Origin of the sequence: Streptomyces sp. NPDC046925 (assembly GCF_040644915.1) — a bacterium.
Classification (GTDB): domain Bacteria; phylum Actinomycetota; class Actinomycetes; order Streptomycetales; family Streptomycetaceae; genus Streptomyces.
This window is the reverse complement of the sequence record NZ_JBEYWZ010000002.1, coordinates 1,016,007-1,034,771: the sequence shown is the minus strand read 5'-3', so window position 1 is coordinate 1,034,771 and position 18,765 is coordinate 1,016,007. Positions and strand designations below refer to the sequence as shown.

Annotated in this window: 14 protein-coding genes; 6 read left to right on the top strand and 8 right to left on the bottom strand. The window is 71.0% G+C overall.

Annotated elements, in window-relative coordinates; all coding sequences use genetic code 11:
* Positions 1–112: 112 nt before the first annotated feature.
* The 3 genes from ABZ906_RS10935 to ABZ906_RS10925 are packed head-to-tail and all read left to right on the top strand — an operon-like array spanning position 113 to position 2,414.
* Complete coding sequence (locus ABZ906_RS10935) at positions 113–793, top strand: ABC transporter permease (protein WP_361182994.1); 681 nt, start codon at positions 113–115, stop codon at positions 791–793.
* Positions 790–1,470 (top strand): ABC transporter permease, encoded by a 681-nt coding sequence (locus tag ABZ906_RS10930; protein ID WP_361183534.1) that lies wholly within the window; start codon positions 790–792, stop codon positions 1,468–1,470. Before ABZ906_RS10935 ends, ABZ906_RS10930 begins: the two co-directional genes overlap by 4 nt.
* Positions 1,467–2,414, top strand: coding sequence for an ABC transporter substrate-binding protein (locus ABZ906_RS10925; RefSeq protein ID WP_361380261.1), 948 nt, complete (start codon positions 1,467–1,469; stop codon positions 2,412–2,414). Before ABZ906_RS10930 ends, ABZ906_RS10925 begins: the two co-directional genes overlap by 4 nt.
* Before the next feature lie 16 nt (positions 2,415–2,430).
* On the opposite strand, the gene ABZ906_RS10920 is transcribed toward ABZ906_RS10925, so the two are convergent.
* The 8 genes from ABZ906_RS10920 to ABZ906_RS10885 form a co-directional block, all read right to left on the bottom strand.
* A complete protein-coding gene (locus ABZ906_RS10920; protein WP_361182991.1) occupies positions 2,431–3,594 on the bottom strand; it encodes a betaine/proline/choline family ABC transporter ATP-binding protein in 1,164 nt (387 codons plus the stop codon).
* A 22-nt stretch (positions 3,595–3,616) separates the two neighbouring features.
* Positions 3,617–4,270, bottom strand: a complete 654-nt coding sequence (locus ABZ906_RS10915; protein WP_361380258.1) for an LUD domain-containing protein — start codon at positions 4,268–4,270, stop codon at positions 3,617–3,619.
* Entirely contained in the window at positions 4,267–5,754 is a 1,488-nt protein-coding gene (locus tag ABZ906_RS10910) for a lactate utilization protein B (protein WP_361381402.1), read from the bottom strand. Before ABZ906_RS10910 ends, ABZ906_RS10915 begins: the two co-directional genes overlap by 4 nt.
* 14 nt (positions 5,755–5,768) lie before the next feature.
* Positions 5,769–6,530 (bottom strand): (Fe-S)-binding protein, encoded by a 762-nt coding sequence (locus tag ABZ906_RS10905; protein ID WP_361380255.1) that lies wholly within the window; start codon positions 6,528–6,530, stop codon positions 5,769–5,771.
* Between the two features lie 111 nt (positions 6,531–6,641).
* Positions 6,642–8,192 carry a rhamnulokinase family protein gene (locus ABZ906_RS10900; RefSeq protein ID WP_361380252.1) on the bottom strand — a complete coding sequence of 517 codons (1,551 nt, stop codon included), beginning with the start codon at positions 8,190–8,192 and terminating at the stop codon, positions 6,642–6,644.
* A gap of 296 nt (positions 8,193–8,488) precedes the next feature.
* The gene (locus ABZ906_RS10895) at positions 8,489–10,540 is read right to left on the bottom strand and encodes a bifunctional aldolase/short-chain dehydrogenase (RefSeq protein WP_361381399.1); all 2,052 of its coding nucleotides are present in this window, start codon (positions 10,538–10,540) and stop codon (positions 8,489–8,491) included.
* 5 nt (positions 10,541–10,545) lie between these two features.
* Positions 10,546–11,715, bottom strand: coding sequence for an L-rhamnose isomerase (gene rhaI, locus ABZ906_RS10890; protein WP_361380249.1), 1,170 nt, complete (start codon positions 11,713–11,715; stop codon positions 10,546–10,548).
* A gap of 33 nt (positions 11,716–11,748) precedes the next feature.
* Complete coding sequence (locus tag ABZ906_RS10885; protein WP_361380246.1) at positions 11,749–14,946, bottom strand: alpha-L-rhamnosidase; 3,198 nt, start codon at positions 14,944–14,946, stop codon at positions 11,749–11,751.
* A 286-nt stretch (positions 14,947–15,232) separates the two neighbouring features.
* Here ABZ906_RS10885 and ABZ906_RS10880 point away from each other — a divergent pair, with 286 nt between their 5' ends.
* From ABZ906_RS10880 to ABZ906_RS10870, 3 genes are read left to right on the top strand one after another with little or no spacing between them, the layout of a single operon-like run.
* Positions 15,233–16,729, top strand: coding sequence for a sugar ABC transporter ATP-binding protein (locus ABZ906_RS10880; RefSeq protein ID WP_361380243.1), 1,497 nt, complete (start codon positions 15,233–15,235; stop codon positions 16,727–16,729).
* Positions 16,726–17,766, top strand: a complete 1,041-nt coding sequence (locus ABZ906_RS10875) for an ABC transporter permease (protein ID WP_361182982.1) — start codon at positions 16,726–16,728, stop codon at positions 17,764–17,766. Before ABZ906_RS10880 ends, ABZ906_RS10875 begins: the two co-directional genes overlap by 4 nt.
* Complete coding sequence (locus ABZ906_RS10870) at positions 17,759–18,757, top strand: ABC transporter permease (protein ID WP_361380241.1); 999 nt, start codon at positions 17,759–17,761, stop codon at positions 18,755–18,757. The genes ABZ906_RS10875 and ABZ906_RS10870 overlap by 8 nt, the downstream gene beginning before the upstream one ends.
* The last annotated feature ends 8 nt before the right edge of the window (positions 18,758–18,765 follow it).

The window sequence follows — 18,765 nt, the reverse complement described above, 5'->3', positions numbered from 1 at the left end:
TGCCCCCTGCGGGCCATGCTGCCACGTGAGGATCCGCCCGGCAGGCCGGGAGAGGCGCCCGTACGGGTCACCAGAACGCGCCGAACACCGCTCCCACCGCTGGAATGGAGAGGTGACCGCGCCCCCGGACGACTGCCTCGCGCGCAACGAGTGGATCTGCGGCGACTATCTGAGCACGCGCCGCCAGATCATCCTCGACGCGGTCCTCCAGCATCTGGAGCTGACCGCCGTCTCCGTCCTCATCGCGCTCGTCATCGCCGTCCCGCTGGCCGTCGTCGCCCGCCGCTGGGCCCTCGCGGCCGGTCCCGTCCTGGCGCTGACCACCATCCTCTACACGATCCCCTCGCTCGCGATGTTCTCGCTGCTGCTGCCCCTCTACGGCCTCTCCGCGTCCCTCGTGGTCGCCGGACTCGTCCTGTACTCACTGACGCTGCTCGTCCGCAACATCCTGGCCGGTCTGCGCGCCGTCCCCGAGGACACCCGGCAGGCCGCACGCGGCATGGGCTACGGTCCGATCCGTCTGCTGCTCACCGTCGAACTGCCCCTTGCGCTGCCCGCCGCGATGGCGGGCCTGCGCATCGCCACCGTCTCCGCGGTCTCCCTCGTCACCGTCGGCGCGATCGTCGGCTTCGGCGGGCTCGGCAACCTCATCTACACGGGCATGAACACCTACTTCAAGGCGCAGGTCCTGACCGCGTCCGTGCTGTGTGTCGTCATCGCCGTACTCGCCGATCTGCTGCTCCTGGGCGTCCAGCGGATCCTCACCCCGTGGACGAGGGCGGTCCGCTCATGAACACCCTCAGCGATGCCTGGAAGTGGCTCACCGACGCGGCGCACTGGGCGGGCGACGACGGCATCTGGCACCGCCTCACCCAGCACCTCGTCCTGACCGTGGTCTGCCTGGTCCTGAGCTGTCTGATCGCGCTGCCGGTCGCGCTCGTCCTCGGCCACCTCGGCAAGGGCGGGGCCCTGGCCGTCAACATCTCCAACGTCGGACGCGCGGTGCCGACCTTCGCCGTCCTGGTCCTGCTGCTCCTGACGCCCATCGGACAGTGGGGCGAGGGCCCCACCGTCGTCGCGCTCGTCCTGTTCGCCGTGCCGCCGCTGCTCACCAACGCCTACGTCGGGATGCGCGGCGTCGACCGCAGCGTCGTACAGGCCGCGCGCGGCATGGGAATGACGGGGCGGCAGATGCTGTGGCGGGTCGAACTGCCGCTCGCGATGCCGCTGGTCCTCAGCGGGGTGCGGATCGCCGCCGTCCAGCTCGTGGCCACCGCGACGATCGCGGCGCTCGCCGGCGGCGGCGGTCTCGGCCGGATCATCACGGCCGGGTTCAACCTCGCGAGCACCCCGCAGGTGGTGGCGGGCGCCGTCCTGGTCGCCGTGTTCGCGCTGGTCGTCGAGGGGATCTTCGAGATCGGCGAACGGCTCGCCCCGGGGCGGGCGCGGGGGAGAGGACGGGCCGGATGAAACGGCGCACGCGATGGGGCGCGACGCTCGCGGCCGGGACGGTGCTCCTTTCGGGATGCGCGTCCGGTCCTTCCCTGGAGACACAGGGCGAGGTCACCGCGCCGCCCGGCGACAGCCATCACCTGGTCGTCGGCTCGGCGGGCTTCACCGAGAGCGACCTGCTGGCCCAGATGTACTCCCTGCTCCTGAACAAGGCCGGATACGAGTCCGAGATCCTCTCCGTGGCCAACCGCGAGCTGTACGAACCCGCCCTGGAGTCCGGTCAGATCGACGTCGTCCCCGAGTACGCGGCGACGTTCGCGGACTGGCTGAACGCCAAGAAGAACGGCGCGGACGCGAAGCCGGTCGGCTCGCCCGACCTGGACGCCACGATGAAGGCCCTGCGCGCCCTCGCCGCTCCGCGCGGCCTCACCGTCCTCGATCCGGGCAAGGCCGTCGACCAGAACGCGTTCGCCGTCACCGCGTCCTACGCCGAGCAGCACCGTCTGAAGACCCTGAGCGACCTCGGCAAGTCCGGCCAGAAGGTACGCCTCGCCGCGGGCGACGAATGCGTACAGCGTCCCTACTGCGAACCCGGCCTGAAGAAGGTCTACGGCATCGACATCACCTCCGTCGACCCCAAGGGCGTGGGTACCACCCAGGCCAAGAAGGCCGTGCAGAGCGGGCAGGACCAGATGGTCCTGACGACGTCGACGGACGCGACGCTCGACGACTTCGGCCTGGTCCTCCTGAAGGACGACAAGAAGCTCCAGAACGCCGACTACATCGTCCCGGTCGTCAACCGCTCCCGCGCGGGCAGCAAGGGCGTCGCGAACGCACTCGGCCGCCTCAACTCCGTCCTGACGACCGCGGACCTGGCCTCCATGAACGAACAGGTGGACAGCTGGCGGCGGCTGCCGCAGGACGTCGCGCGCGCCTATCTGGAGGAGAAGGGGCTGCTCTAGCCCACGACCGGCAGGTCTACGCGTCGGCGACGGAGTCGAACTCCACCTCGTCGCGGGCCACGCCCTGCGCGTCCGCGTCCACCGAGCGGCGCAGCGCCTCGTGCAGCTTCGCCGGGGTCAGCACGCCGAGGAAACGCGCCCCGTCCAGGACCGCGACCCAGCCCGCGTCGTGCTGGAGCATCACGCCGAACGCCTGCTTGAGCGGGGCCCCCACGGGAACCCAGGCCCGCATACGGTGGGCCAGATCGCCCACCTTGCCGCCCTCCCCGGCCAGACTCACCTCGTCGATGCCCACCCAGCCGTGCAGATCGCCGTCCGCGTCCAGGACGACGCCCCAGCGGGCGTCCTCCTCGCGCAGCCGGGCCGCCGCGTGCGCGGCGGACTCGTCGAGGCGGACCACCGACGGCTGCTCCAGGTCGTCGGGGAGGATCTCGGTGACCGAGAGGCGCTTGAGACCCCGGTCGGCGCCCACGAACTCGGCGACGTACGGCGTCGCCGGAGTGCCGAGCACCGCCCCGGGCGTGTCGAACTGCTCGATGCGCCCCTGCCCGTACACCGCGATCCGGTCACCGAGCCTGACCGCCTCCTCGATGTCGTGCGTGACCAGGAGAACCGTCTTGCGGACCGCCGCCTGCATCCGCAGGAACTCGTCCTGCAACTGCTCGCGCACCACCGGGTCGACCGCCCCGAACGGCTCGTCCATCAGCAGGACGGGCGGATCGGCGGCCAGGGCCCGCGCCACGCCGACGCGCTGGCGCTGACCGCCGGACAGCTGCTCGGGATAGCGGGAGCCGTACAGCTTGGGGTCCAGACCCACCAGGTCGAGCAGCTCGGCCGCCCGCGCCCGCGCCTTCGCCTTCTTCCAGCCGACCAGGGCGGGGACGGTCGCCGTGTTGTCGAGGACCGTCCGGTGCGGGAAGAGCCCCACCTGCTGGATGACATAGCCGATACGGCGGCGCAGACGGACCGGGTCGACGTCCGCGATGTTCTCGCCGTTGACGAAGATGCGGCCCGCGGTCGGCTCGATGAGGCGGTTCACCATCATCATCGTGGTCGTCTTGCCGCATCCGGACGGTCCCACGAGCGTGACCAGTTCGCCCTCGCCGACCTCGAAGGACAGCTCGTCCACGGCCATCGTGCCGTCCGGGTAGCGCTTGCTGACCTGCTCGAACCGGATCATGCACTCACGCTAACCGCGCCCCTCACACTCCGCTCACCAGCACCACCTCCAGGGTGCGCGGGCCGTGCACGCCCTCCACCCGGTCCAGTTCGATGTCGCTGGTCGCGGACGGTCCCGAGATCCAGGTCAGCGGACGGCGGGGATCGAGCCGTTCGAGTGCCTGCGGGACGGAGGAGACGACCTGGTCCGGGACCCGTACGACACAGATGTGGTGATCGGGGACGAGCGTGATCCGCCGGCGGCCCTGGTCCGGGCCGCCGTCCAGGACGATCGTGCCGGTCTCGGCCACGGCGACCGCGCAGCCGGTCACGACGCTGTCGACCTCGTCGAGCTCGTGCGGGGTGCTCGCCGTACGGTCCTCGACACGGCTCGTTTCGGCGGCGTCGAGCCAGTGCGGCGGCAGGCCGGGCGGCACGAGCAGGGTCCGCGCGTCGCGCGCCGCGAGCAGCCGCCCGAGCAGTGCGGGCAGCTCCTCGTCCGTGCAGCGGTGCACGAGCGCGCGGTAGTCGGCGAGGTTCTCCGCGAGCAGATCGACAGTCTGTTCCGTGGTGCGGTCGCCGTGCTCGCGCAGGTAGTCGCGGGGGACGTCCCGGGCGTGGGCGTCCCTCTCTTTGTCGTCCGGGATGTCGGCGAGCGCCCGTCGGACGCGGCCCAGGATCAGGTCCCTGCTGCTCACTTCTTGCCGCCCTTCTCGCTCTGGCCGCCGTTCGTACGCCGCCACCAGTCGCGGAACGGCTCCGCCGGTACCTTCGGCAGGTCACGCGTCGCGCTCCACGCCCGGCCGGGGCCGGGAAGCGTACGCGGATGCAGGCGCCGGGTCCCCGACGCAAGGCGCTGCGCGGCGCGCAGCGCCCCCGGCCGGCCGAACGCCCAGCCCGCGGTGCGCATCGCCGCCCGCTCCGCCGCGTGCCCCTTAGCGGGCCGCAGCGTCACCTTCGTGCCGTGCCGCGTCACTTCGCCGCCCTGCACGACTCGTTCCCTCAGGTGGACGAGGACTTCGGGGATGTCGATGGCCACCGGGCACACCTCGTAGCAGGCGCCGCAGAGGGACGAGGCATAGGGGAGCGACGCGTCGATCTCGCTCTGCGTGCCGCGGAGTTGGGGGCTGAGGATCGCGCCGATGGGGCCGGGGTAGACCGAGCCGTAGGCGTGGCCCCCGGCGCGTTCGTACACCGGGCATACGTTGAGGCAGGCCGAGCAGCGGATGCAGCGCAGTGCCTGGCGGCCCACTTCGTCGGCGAGGGTGTCGGTGCGGCCGTTGTCCAGGAGCACGAGGTGGAAGGTGCTCGGGCCGTCCTCCTGCGTGGTGCCGGTCCACATCGACGTGTACGGGTTCATCCGCTCGGCCGTCGAGGAACGCGGGAGCGTCTGGAGGAAGACCTCCAGGTCCTGCCAGGTGGGCAGGATCTTCTCGATGCCGACGACCGAGATGAGCGTCTCGGGGAGCGTGAGACACATGCGGCCGTTGCCCTCCGACTCGACGACCACCAGGGTGCCCGTCTCGGCGACCATGAAGTTCGCGCCGGAGATGCCGACCTTGGCGCGCAGGAACTTCTCCCGCAGGTGCAGGCGGGCGGCCTCGGCGAGTTCGGCGGGGGTGTCGGTCAGGCCTTCGGGGGCCGGGCGGCCCCAACTGCCCATCTCCTTGGCGAAGATGTCGCGGATCTCGCCGCGGTTGCGGTGGATGGCGGGGACGAGGATGTGCGAGGGGCGGTCCTTGCCGAGTTGCACGATGAGTTCGGCGAGGTCGGTCTCGTAGGCGTGGATGCCCTCGGCCTCAAGCGCTTCGTTGAGACCGATCTCCTGCGTGGCCATCGACTTGACCTTGACCACCTCGCTCTCGCCGGTCTCCTTGACCAGCGCGGTCACGATGCGGTTCGCCTCGTCGGCGTCCGCCGCCCAGTGCACGGTGCCGCCCGCCGCCGTGACCGACTCCTCCAGCTGGACCAGATAGCGCTCCAGGCCGTGCAGTGTGCGGTCCTTGATCTGCTTGCCCGCCTCGCGCAGCCGGTCCCAGTCGTCCAGTTCGGCGACGGCGCGGGCCCGTTTGTCGCGGATGGTGTGCGTGGCGTGCTTCAGGTTGGCGCGCAGGGTGGTGTTGCGTACGGCTTCGTGCGCGGCCTCGGGGAAGGCCGGCATCCCGACGAATGTGCCGCTCATGCCGCTCGTGCCGCTCAAGACAGTGTCTCCTCTTCCGTGCTCGCCAGGATCTCCGCGATGTGGACCGGGCGTACCCCGCTCCTGAGGCGGGTCATCGTGCCCCCGATGTGCATCAGGCAGGAGTTGTCCGCGGCGCACAGGGTGTCGGCGCCCGTCGACTCGGCGTTGCGCACTTTGTCCGTGCCCATCGCCGAGGAGACATCGGAGTTCTTCATCGCGAAGGTGCCGCCGAAGCCGCAGCATTCGGCCGCGCCCGGCAGCTCGCGCAGTTCGAGGCCCTTGACCGCTTGAAGCAGCCGCGTGGGGCGGTCGCCCAGGCCGAGACTGCGCAGTCCGTGACAGGTCGGGTGGTACGTCACCGTGTGCGGGTAGTACGCCCCGACGTCGGTCACACCGAGGACGTCCACCAGGAACTCGGTGAGTTCGTACGTCTTGGGGATCACTGGTGCCAGCGTGGTCGCGAGGCCGTCGCCGCGGCCCTCGGAGCGGGCGCGTTCGCCCATGCGCGGATACAGCTCGCGGACCATCGCGCCGCACGAGCCGGAGGGCGTCACGATCGCGTCGTACTCGTCCGACCCGAATACATCGGAGAAGTGACGGGCGAGCGGCTCTGTCTGATGGCGGTAACCCGTGTTGTAGTGCGCCTGTCCGCAGCAGGTCTGCGCCATCGGGAAGTCGACCTCAACCCCCAGTCTGGTCAGCAGTTTCACCACCGCGCGGCCCGTGTCGGGATAGAGCGTGTCGTTGACACAGGTCAGGAACAGAGCGACACGCATCGCGGGTTCCTCCTCGTCGATCATCGGATGGGTGCAGCGTATGCGCTCAGGGCGCTCTACGGGAGTCATGGTGCCGGGACGCGTCATGCGGGGACGCGTCATCCGGGGACGTCATGAGGGGACGCGGCGCGCGGCCTCGTCCCACGCGGCCCGGCGTGCCGGATCGCCGGTCGGCTCATAGCGGGTCAGCCGCTGGGTGCGGGCCAGCAGGGCGCGCATCTCATGGCGGTCCTGCATGAGGCCTTGCGCCCGCGCCTGTACGAGCACGTTGCCCAGGGCGGCCGCTTCCGCGGGGCCCGCGACGACCGGCAGCCCGCAGGCGTCCGCGGTCAGTTGGCACAGCAGCGCGTTGCGGGCGCCGCCGCCGACTATATGGACGACGTCCACGGCCCGGTCCGCGAGGCGCCGGGCGTCCTCGATGGCCCGGCGGTGGGCCAGTGCCAGCGAGTCGAGGATGCAGCGCGTCGTCTCGGCGGGGGTGCCGGGAACGGGCTGGCCGGTGGCCGCGCAGGCCCGGGCTATCCGCTCCGGCATGTCGCCGGGGGCCAGGAAGGCGGGGTCCGCGGCGTCGACCAGCGAGCGCAGTGCGGGGACGGCGGCGGCCTCGCGGAGCAGCGCGTCCAGGTCGGGGGCGCCGGTCCCGGTGCCGTCGTCGGTCCCGGCGGCGGGGTCGGTGGCCCAGGTGCGCAGGCACTCCTGGAGCAGCCACAGGCCCATGATGTTGCGGAGGTAGCGGACCGTGCCGTCGATGCCCAGTTCGTTGGTGAAGTTGGCCTCGCGGCTCGCTTCCGTGCGGACGGGAGCGGTCAGCTCCAGGCCCGCCAGGGACCAGGTGCCGGTGCAGATGTAGGCGAAGTTCTCCGTCGTGGCGGGGACCGCGGCGACCGCCGACGCGGTGTCGTGCGAGGCGACCGTCGTCACGGGGGTGGGGGAGGACAGACCGGTGTCGTCCAGGATCTGCGGGAGCAGAAGGCCCGCGGGGTCGCCCGGCTGCCGCAGGGGAGGGAACAGGCCGAGGTCGATGCCGAGGCGCGAGGCCACTTCCCTGGACCAGCCTCCCGTGCCGGGGTCCATGAGCTGCGTGGTGGAGGCGTTGGTCAGCTCTGTGCCCAGTTCGCCCGTGAGCCAGTACGTCAGGAGGTCGGGAACGAGCAAGAGGTGCTTGGCCGCGCTGAGTTGAGCCGTCTCATGGGCGGCCAGGAGCTGGTACAGGGTGTTGAAGGGGGCGTACTGGACTCCTGTCGTGGCGTAGAGCTCGGTGGCCGGGAGCGTCGTCCACGCCTTGGCCGCGATGCCCTCGGTACGGGGGTCCCGGTAGTGCACCGGGTTGCCCAGGAGGTTGCCGTCGGCGTCCAGGAGGCCGTAGTCCACTGCCCAGCCGTCGATGCCGATGGAGGTGAGGGGGGCGGAGGCTGCGGCGCGCAGGCCGTCGATGATCCCGGCGTAGAGGGAAAGGATGTCCCAGTGCAGGGTGCCTGCCGTGCGGACCGGGCGGTTGGGGAAGCGGTGGGCTTCCTGGAGGTCGAGGGTGTCGGGACCCACCCGGCCCACCATGACGCGTCCGCTGGAGGCGCCCAGGTCGATGGCGGCGAAGTGGTGGTGTGAGCGGGGGGTGGTCCCGGTGCCGGGGTTGGCGCGGGTGCTGGGGTTGAGGTTGGGCATCGGGGCTCGCAGGGGTTGAAGGGCGAGGGCGAGGGCGGGGGCTGGTGTGGGTGCGAGGGTGGGGGCCGGTGCGGGTGCTCGGTGGTCGCGTCGTGGATCTTGGGGTGGGGTCGCGCCGTATGTCTGTTCCCGCCATCTCGGTTCGCACGCCCGGTTGCTGCGGCACCGGAGCGCCGCGTGCCGTGCTCCGGGCGGACATACGGCACGTCGCCTCCCGCCGGATGCCCGGCCTTTCGGCCGTCGCCCGGGCACGTCCCTCCGGTCGGGTGCGCTGCGCCGACCGGAGGGGGCTGCGGTTACCTGAGGAACGCTGCCGCCACGCCCGCGTCGACGGGTATGTGCAGGCCTGTCGTGTGGGTCAGGTCGCCCGCCGTCAGGGCGAAGACCGCGTTGGCCACGTGCTCGGGGAGCACCTCGCGCTTGAGGAGGGTCCGCTGGGCGTAGAACGCGCCCAGGTTCTCCTCCTCGATCCCGTACGTCGCCGCGCGCTGCGCGCCCCAGCCGCCCGCGAAGATCCCCGAGCCGCGGACCACGCCGTCCGGGTTGACGCCGTTCACGCGGATGCCGAACTCGCCCAGCTCGGCGGCCAGGAGGCGGACCTGGTGGGCCTGGTCCGCCTTGGTGGCGGAGTACGCGATGTTGTTCGGGCCCGCGAACACCGCGTTCTTCGACGTGATGTAGATGATGTCGCCGCCCAGGGCCTGGTCCCGCATGATGCGGGCCGCCTCGCGCGAGACGAGGAAGGAGCCGCGGGCCATGATGTCGTGCTGCAGGTCCCAGTCGCGGGCCGTCGTGTCGAGCAGCGGCTTGGAGATGGAGATCCCGGCGTTGTTCACCACCAGGTCTACTCCGCCGAAGGCGAGGACAGCCGCCTCGAAGGCACCGGTGATCTGCTCCTCGGACGTGACGTCCACGGAGATGGCCACGGCCTTGTCGGGGCCGCCCAGCTCCTCCGCCACCGCCGCGGCGTTCTCGGCGTCGAGGTCGGCCACCGCGACGCAGGCGCCCTCCGCCACCAGGCGGTGCGCGATCGCCTTGCCGATGCCGCTGCCCGCGCCGGTCACCAGAGCGACGCGGGTCGCCAGTGGCTTCGGCTTGGGCAGCCGCCGGAGCTTGGCCTCCTCCAGCGGCCAGTACTCGATGCGGAACTTCTCCGACTCGTCGATGGGGGCGTACGTCGAGACGGCCTCCGCGCCGCGCATGACGTTGATGGCGTTCACATAGAACTCGCCCGCCACGCGTGCCGTCTGCTTGTCCTTGCCGAAGGAGAACATTCCCACGCCGGGGACGAGGACGATCGCCGGGTCCGCGCCGCGCATCGCGGGGGAGGACGGGTCGGCGTGACGGGTGTAGTAGGCCGCGTACTCCTGTCGGTAGGCGGTGTGCAGCTCCTTGAGGCGGGTGACGGTCTCTTCGAGCGGCGCGGTGGGCGGCAGGTCGAGGACCAGCGGCCTGATCTTCGTGCGCAGGAAGTGGTCGGGACAGGAGGTGCCCAGGGCCGCCAGACGCGGGTGTTCCGCGGCAGCCAGGAAGTCCAGGACGGTGTCCGTGTCGGTGAAGTGGCCGATCTGGGGGCGGTCCTGCGAGGCCAGCGAGCGGATGTGCGGGGCCAGTTCGGCCGCCCGCCGGCGGCGTTCCGCGGTGGCGAGCGGAGCGTACGCGTCCAGGGCCGGGCCGAACGGGGCGGGCTTGCCGCGCTCGGCGAGGAATGTCTCCGCCGTGCGGATGATGTGCAGGGAGTTGCGCTCGCACTCCTCGGCCGTGGCGCCCCAGGCCGTGATGCCGTGACCGCCCAGGACGCAGCCGATGGCGTCGGGGTTCGCCTCCTTCACCGCGGCGATGTCCAGGCCCAGTTGGAAGCCGGGGCGGCGCCACGGCACCCAGACCACCGTGGAGCCGAAGCACTCGGCCGTCAGCTTCTCGCCGTCCGCGGCGCAGGCCAGGGCGATGCCCGAGTCCGGGTGCAGATGGTCCACGTGCGGCGCGTCCACCAGGGCGTGCATCGCGGTGTCGATGGAGGGGGCCGCACCGCCCTTGCCGTGCAGGCAGTAGTCGAAGGCGCCGACCATCTCGTCCTCGCGGTCGGGGCCCGCATACACCTCCTTGAGTGCGTGGAGGCGGTCCAGGCGCAGGACCGCGAGGCCCTCCTCGGTGAGGGTGCCCAGGTCGCCGCCGGAACCCTTGACCCACATGAGGTCGGTGTCCGCGCCGGTGACCGGGTCGGGGGCCGTGCCCTTGGCCGACGCGTTGCCGCCCGCGTAGTTCGTGTTGCGCGGGTCCGCGCCCAGGCGGTGGGAGCGGTCCAGGAGTTCCCTGACCCGCTCGTGCGTCCGTTCCTGCTGCGTCATCTCGCTCATGCCCCCCATCCGGCCTGCTCGCCGCCCACGCGGTCCTTGACGATCTGCTCCTGCCAGCCTGACCGCTGATACGCCCGCATGGGATCCGGGTCGAGCCCCGAGTCCTCCCTGACTTCTGCCAGTAGGGGACGCACGTCCGTGTTGAAGGCGTCCATCAGGACCGCGTTGGCGGCCAGCACGTCACCGGTCCGCTGGGCCCCGGCCAGCGCGTCGCCGTCGACGAGGAGCGCCTTCGCCGTGGCCTCCTGCACGTTCATCACCGAGCGGATGATCGCGGGGATCTTCGTCTCGATGTTGTGGCACTGGTCGAGCATGAACGCGGTGTCGGAGGTCAGGCCGCCGCCGCGGACGACTTCGTACATGATCCGGAAGAGCTGGAAGGGGTCGGCGGCGCCCGCCATCAGGTCGTCGTCGGCGTAGAAGCGGGAGTTGAAGTCGAAGCCGCCGAGACGGCCCTCGCGCAGCAGGGTGGCGACGATGAACTCGATGTTGGTGCCGGGGGCGTGGTGACCGGTGTCGACGACGACCTGTGCCTTGGGGCCGAGCTTGAGGCAGTGTGCGTACGCCGTGCCCCAGTCCGGGATGTCCGTCGCGTAGAAGGCCGGCTCGAAGAGCTTGTACTCGACGAGCATGCGCTGATCGTCGCCGAGGCGGTCGTAGGTCGCGCGCAGGGCCTCCTCAAGGCGGTCCTGGCGGCTGCGGATGTCGTCCTGGCCGGGGTAGTTGATGCCGTCGGAGAACCAGAGCTTCAGGTCGCGCGAGCCCGTCGCGTCCATGATGTCCACGCACTCGAGCAGATGGTCGAGTGCCTTGCGCCGGATCGCCGGGTCCGGGTTGGTGACCGAGCCGAGCTTGTAGTCGTCGTCCTGGAAGACGTTGGTGTTGATCGCTCCGAGCCGAACGCCGCGCCCGGCGGCGTACTCCGCGAGGGCCGCGTAGTCGTCGACCCTGTCCCAGGGGATGTGCAGGGCCACCTTGGGCGCCACGCCGGTGTGGGCGTGCACGCGGGCCGCGTCGTCGATCTTCTCGCGGGTCGTGCGGGGGACACCTGGCTGCGCGAAGACCTTGAAGCGCGTACCGGAGTTGCCGTACGCCCAGGACGGGGTCTCCAGGGCCTGGGTGGTGAGTGCCGCTTTCACGGCGTCCTTGCTGGGTCCGGCGGTCATCGCGCAGCCTTCCGAAAGAGCGGTCGGGTCGGGTCAGTTGGTGAAGCGGTGGGTGCCGGAGGCCACGGCGAAGACGGCGCAGCCGTCCTCCATCCGCAGGAACTCCGCCGCGTCGTGCGTCACCTGGGTGCGCTTGTCGGCGGGGATCCACACCTCCGCCGTGGTGTTGGCGGGCAGGGTCAGGGTGAGACGGAAACCGTCGGAGTCCGTGGTCCAGCGGGTGCTGACCGGGCCGTAGAGCGCGTCGAAGGTGCCCTGCGCCTCGGTCACGCCGCCACCGGGGCGCGGGCGGACGCGGATCTTGCGGAAGCCGGGGTCGGCCGGTGCGATGCCCGCGATGTTCGCGTACATCCACTCGCCCACCGAGCCGTACGCGTAGTGGTTGAAGGAGTTCATGCCGGCGTCCTGGAAGCTGCCGTCCGGCTTGATGGAGTCCCAGCGCTCCCACATCGTGGTGGCGCCCTTGTCGATCTGGTAGCCCCAACCGGGGAAGGACTTCTGGACGAGAAGGCGGTAGGCGACGTCCGTGTGGCCGGTGGCGGTGAGCACGGGCAGCAGGCGCGGAGTGCCCAGGAAGCCCGTCGACAGGTGCCATTCCTTGGACTTGACGAGCTCCACCAGACGGGCCGCCGCCGGCGCGCGGTCGCCGTCGGTGAGCAGGTCCATGGACAGGGCCAGGACGTACGCGGTCTGCGTGTCGCCCTTCACCCGGCCGCCGCCGGTCACATACGCGGCGCGGAAGGCGTCACGGACGCTGCCGAAGAGCTTCTTGTACGGGGCGGGGTCCTTCCCGAGGGCTTCGGCGGTCCGGGCGACGAGGTCGGCGCTGTGCGCGAAGTAGGCGGTGCCGATGACGTCCTTGGGGGTCTCGTCCTGGATGTTGAGCCAGTCTCCGTAGCCCTCGGCGGGGCGCAGATAGCCGCTGCTGTGCTTCTCCAGGTAGTCGAGCCATTTCAGCATCGAGGACCAGGACTGCTCCAGGACGCGCTTGTCTCCGTAGGCCTGGTACAGCGCCCAGGGGACGGTCACTCCGGCGTCGCCCCAGCCTGCCACGCCCTTGCCGACCGTGCCGACGAAGGGGGCCACGTCGGGGAAGGACCCGTCGTCGGGCTGTCCGTCGCGCAGGTCGTCGAGCCACTTGGTCAGGAAGCGCGCCGACTCCATCGTGTAGGTGGCGGTGGGCGCGAAGACGTTGATGTCGCCGGTCCAGCCGAGCCGTTCGTCGCGTGCGGGGGTGTCGGTGGGGACGGAGAGGAAGTTGCCGCGCTGCCCCCAGGTGATGTTGCTGTGGAGCTGGTTGAGCATGGGGACGTTCGTCTTGAAGTCCATGGTGAACGGCGCCGACGTGTGGATCACGCGGCCCGTCACCGCGTTCAGCGGCGGCTTGCCCGGGTAGCCCGTCACCTCCACGTAGCGGAAGCCGTGGAAGGTGAACCGCGGTTCGAACGTCTCCTTGCCGCCGCCCTTGAGGGTGTAGGTGTCCGTGGCGCGGGCGGACCGCAGATTGGTGGTGTAGACGGTGCCGTCGGGGTTGAGGACCTCCGCGTGGCGCAGCCTGACCTTCGTGCCGGCCTTCCCGGAGACGTCGAGGCGGACCGCGCCGACCATGTTCTGGCCGAGGTCGAAGACGAACACGCCGGGCTTGGGTTCGCTGACCTTCCGGGCGGATATCTCGCTCTCCACGCGCGTGTGCCCGTCGATCTGGGCCACGACGGCGGCCTTGACCTTGTCGACGGCGTCGGCCGCGAGCCACTTCGAGTCGTCGAATCCGGCGCGCGTCCAGCCCGCGGTCTCCAGGCGGGCGTCGTAGTCCTCGCCCGACAGGAGGTCGGCGGCGGTCACCGGGCCCGTCGCGGCGCGCCAGTCGGTGCCGGAGAGCACGCGGTCGACCGTGCCGTCGGTGTACGTGACCTCCAGCTGGCCCAGGAACGCAGGCCGCTCGCCGTACTGGTGCGGACCGAACATGCCGACGTTGCCCGCGTACCAGCCGACCGCGACCGTCACGCCGAGCGCGTTGGCGCCGGTCGTGAGCTGCTTGGTCACGTCGTACGTCTGGTACTGGACCCGCTTGTCGTAGTCGGTCCAGCCCGGCGCGAGGCGGTCGTCGCCGACGCGCTCGCCGTTGAGCCAGGCGTCGTAGAGGCCGAGGGCGGTGGAGTAGAGGCGGGCCCGGGCGACCTTCTTGCCCGGCCGCAGGCGGAACTCGTGGCGCAGCTGGGCGGCCGGGCAGTGCTCGGGGGCGACCTTGCCCCAGGGGCCCGAACCCCAGGCGGCGAGGACCTTCGACGCGGACCACGAGCCGTCGTCGTAGCCCGCCGACCGCCAGTCGCCCGAGGGCTCCTTGTCGGTGGTCTTCCACGTGTCGTCGGTGGTCAGGGTGCGCACACCGTCGGCGGTCGTCAGTTCGAGCACGCCGAGCAGACCGGCGGGCCCGGTGGTGGCATTGGTGGCGGCGACGGCGATGACCGCGGTGCCGGCGCGCAGTTGGGCGGTCACGTCGACGACCGCGGGGCGGCGCCAGTTGTCGGCGGCGCTGTCCGCTTCGGTGTGCGCCACCTGCGTGCCGTTCACGTACGCGGTGCAGCCGTCGTCGGCCGCCAGGACGAGGCGGGCGCGCGTGACGCCTCCGGGGACGTCGACGCGGCCGCGGAACCAGCGGGTGGCCGCGGGCGCGCTCGTCGCGGGGTCGCCCTCGGGGAACCAGATCCAGGAGGCGTCGTCCAGGGCGGGCGCGCCGACCAGGGCGGCGGGTGCGCCGATCCACCGGGCCGTCCACTCCTTCGCCGCCAGGAGCCCGGTCTCCCACCAGGAGGCCTCGCTCCACTCGGAGGCCTTGCCCGCGCCGTCCCAGACCCGCACCGACCAGTGGTAGCGCGTACGGGGCTTGAGGTCGGGGCCCGCGTAGGGGACCAGGACGGAGTCGCTGGAGGCGACCTTGCCGCTGTCCCAGACGTCCGGCTTGGCCAGGCGGCCGGGGGAGGTGGCCACGCGGACCTGGTAGGCGGTCTGCGCCTGCCCCTCCTGGGCGGATGTCAGGGGCCAGCTGAGCCTCGGGCGCGGCACGTCGAGACCGAGAGGGTGCCTCACGTATTCGACGGTCGGTCTGGTCACGCGCAGGGAGCGCGCCCCGGCGGACGGGGCGGCGTGGGCCGTCGGAACGGCTCCGGCGGCCACCGCCGTTCCCAGGGCGGCCGTGGCGGTGGTGCTGAGCAGTCGTCTTCTGCTGATCACAACTTGACTCCGTAACGACTCGAAGATGAATCGTTTCACGAGAGGCGAAACTAGGTAGCGCACGGGTTGCTGTCAAGAGGCCGCCACTGCTTGGCCCTTGGTAAATCAAGTGGCGACAGGATTTTCAAGTCACGCCCATTGACGCCGCAGTTGGTGCGGGTTTAGCTTCCCTGGAAATTGATTGAATCCTTTCACGCCGGGTGTCCGCTGAGTGACTCCCGATGACGCCCCCCTTGCTTCTCGCAGCCGGAATCCGCATGCCCTTCGTGACCGATCGGTGCTACCTATGAGAGAGCCCCCCGTCCTTGCCGTGCAGGGCCTGAGCAAGTCCTTCGGGGCCGTGCGCGCCCTGCACGACGTCTCCCTGGAGCTGTACGCCGGTGAGGCGCACGCCCTCGCGGGCGAGAACGGCGCAGGGAAATCCACCCTCATCAAGACCCTCGCCGGGGTCCACCGGCCGGACGCGGGGGAGCTGACGCTCGACGGGTCCCCGGTCGTCTTCCACGGCCCCGGCGACGCCAGGGACGCGGGCGTCGCCGTCATCTACCAGGAGCCGACGCTCTTCCCCGACCTCTCCGTCGCGGAGAACATCTTCATGGGGCGCCAGCCCCGCCGGTCCTTCGGCCGCGTCGACCACAAGGCCGTGCACGCCGCGGCCGACGCGCTCTTCAAGCGCCTGGCCGTGGACCTCGACCCCGAACAGCCCGCACGCGGCCTCTCCATCGCCGACCAGCAGATCGTCGAGATCGCCAAGGCGCTCTCCTTCGACGCGCGGGTCCTGATCATGGACGAGCCGACCGCGGCCCTCACCGGCAGCGAAGTGGCCCGCCTCTTCGGCGTCGTGCGCACCCTGCGCGAACAGGGCGCCGCGGTCCTCTTCATCTCGCACCGCCTCGAAGAGATCTTCGAGCTGTGCCAGCGCGTCACCACCCTGCGCGACGGCGGCCTGATCGCGAGCGAACCGCTCGAAGGACTCACCGAGGACGACCTCGTACGCCGCATGGTGGGCCGCGACCTCGACGAGCTCTACCCGAAGCAGGACACACAGGTCGGCGAAGTCGCCCTCAGCGTCCGCAGGCTGACCCGCGAGGGCGTCTTCACCGACGTCTCCTTCGACGTGCGGCGCGGCGAGATCGTCGGCCTCGCGGGGCTCGTCGGAGCCGGGCGCAGCGAGGTCGCGCGGGCCGTGTTCGGCGTCGACCGGTGGGATGCCGGAACGGTCGAGGTGCAGGGCAAGGCGCTGGTCAACGGCGCACCCAGCACCGCCATGGCGGCCGGGCTCGCGCTCGTCCCCGAGGACCGGCGTGCGCAGGGCCTGGTGATGGACATGTCCATCGAACGCAACATCGGGCTCACCGGACTGCGCACGACGGTGCGCGCGGGACTCATGGACCGCGGCGCCGAGCGCAGCCGCTCGCTCGACTGGGCGGTGCGGCTCCAGGTGAAGTACGCGCGGATCGCCGACGCCGTCGGCACCCTGTCCGGCGGCAACCAGCAGAAAGTCGTCCTCGCCAAGTGGCTGGCCACCAAGCCGCAGGTGCTGATCGTGGACGAACCCACCCGCGGCATCGACGTCGGCACCAAGGCCGAAGTGCACCGGCTGCTCTCCGAACTCGCCGCCGAGGGGGTCGCGGTCCTGATGATCTCCTCCGACCTGCCCGAGATCCTCGGCATGGCCGACCGCGTCCTCGTCATGCACGAAGGACGGCTCACCGCCGAGATCCCGCGCGCGCGGGCGACCGAGGAGTCCGTGATGGCTGCCGCCACAGGGAGGACGGCATGAGCGTGACCACGCAGAGCCCGGCACCCCCCGTCGACCCGGAGAAGGCCGCGGGCACCCGCCTGGTCGACCGCGTCTTCAAGATGCGCGAACTGGCCATCCTCCTCGTCTTCCTGGTGATGATCGGCATCACCCAGGCCGGCAACAGCGAGTTCCTCTCCGAGCAGGGCATCAAGGACCTGCTCCTGAACGCGACCATCCTCGTGCTCGTCGCGACGGGGCAGGCCCTGGTCGTCATCACCCGCAACGTCGACCTGTCGGTCGGCTCGACGCTGGGCATCAGCGCCTTCGCCGCGGGCAACTACCTCCAGGGCGGGGGCGACTCGACGGTCGCGATCCTCCTCGCGGTCGCGCTCGGCGTCGGCTGCGGTCTGCTCAACGGGGCGCTGGTGAGCCTGGGCCAGGTGCCCGCGCTCGTCGTCACGCTCGGCACCCTCTACATCATCCGGGGCATCGACTCGATCTGGGTCGGCTCCCGGCAGATCACCGCCTCCGACCTGCCGGACGGCTTCGTCGACTTCGGCTCCGGCGGTATCTCCGCCGTGCCGTACCTGGCGCTGATCGCGCTCGCCGTCCTGGTCGCGGTCGCCTACTACCTGCGGCACTTCGGCGGCGGACGCGAGCTCTACGCGCTCGGCTCCAACCCCGAGGCGGCGCGGCTCGCGGGCATTCCGGTGCGCAAGCGCATCCTTGCCGCCTACACCGCCTGCGGAGCGCTCGCCGGACTCGCGGGCGCGCTCTACCTGGCCCGCTTCGGCAACGTCGACTCCGCCACCGGCAACGGCTACGAACTCACCGTCGTCAGCGCTGTCGTGGTCGGCGGCGTCGTGTTCACCGGCGGCTCCGGCAGCGTCTACGGCGCGGCCCTCGGCGCCCTGCTCCTCACCTCCATCAACAGCGTGCTGCCCGCCCTCGGCGTCAGCTCCGTGTGGGTGCTCGCCATCAACGGCGTGCTGCTCGTCCTGGCCATCGCCGTCGACCGGATCGTCGCCCTGCGCGTCGCCGAGGCCCTGAAGAAGAGGAACGCACGCCATGGCTGACTCCACCCGGCTCACGCTGACGCGCGCCGTCCGCTGGGACACCGTCGTCGGCGCTCTCCTTGTCGTGCTGCTCCTGATGTCGTTCTCCTTCGTCGACGGTTTCGGGAACGCCCTCAACCTGTCGTTCCTCATCGGCAACACCCTGCCCATCGCCCTGATCGCCCTCCCGATGACGCTCCTGGTCGTCTCCGGAGAGATCGATCTGTCGGTGGCCTCGACGGCGGGGCTCTCCGGAGCGGTGATGGGCGCCCTGTGGAACGCCGGCATGGCCATCGAGACGATCATTCCGCTCGTGCTCCTGCTCGGAGTCGTCTGCGGTCTGGTCAACGGCCTCCTGGTGACCCGCCTCGGGCTGCCCTCGCTCGCCGTGACCATCGGCACCATGGCCGCCTACCGGGGGATCGCACAGATCGTCCTCGGCTCGGACGCGGTCACCGACTTCCCCTCGCAGTACCTGGACTTCGCGGCCGGACGCATCGGCGAAACCTTCCTGCCGTACGCCTTCCTGCCCTTCCTGGCGCTGCTCGCGATCGCGGTCGTCGTCCTGCACGCCACGCCCTTCGGCCGCTCGCTCTTCGCGATCGGCGCCAACGAGGAGGCCGCGCGGTTCGCCGGCGTGCGCGTCAAGCGGCACAAGCTGTGGCTGTTCGTCGCCACCGGGCTCATGGCCTCGCTCACGGGCGTCTTCTGGGCCCTGCACTACGCCAGCGCCCGCTACGACAACGCCACCGGGCTCGAACTGTCCGTCGTCGCCGCCGTCCTGCTCGGCGGCATCGACTTCGACGGCGGCAAGGGGACCCTCGGCGGCGCGATCGCCGGAGTCTTCCTGCTCGGCGCCCTGCAGAACGCGATGAGCCTGCTCAATGTCTCCGCGCAGTCGCAGATCGTCGTCACCGGCGTGCTGCTCGTGGTCTCCGTCCTCGGGCCGCGCGTGGCCCGGCAGATCGCCGTCGCCCGGGCGGGCCGCCGCGCCGCCGCTCCGGCCCGCTGACCCCCTCG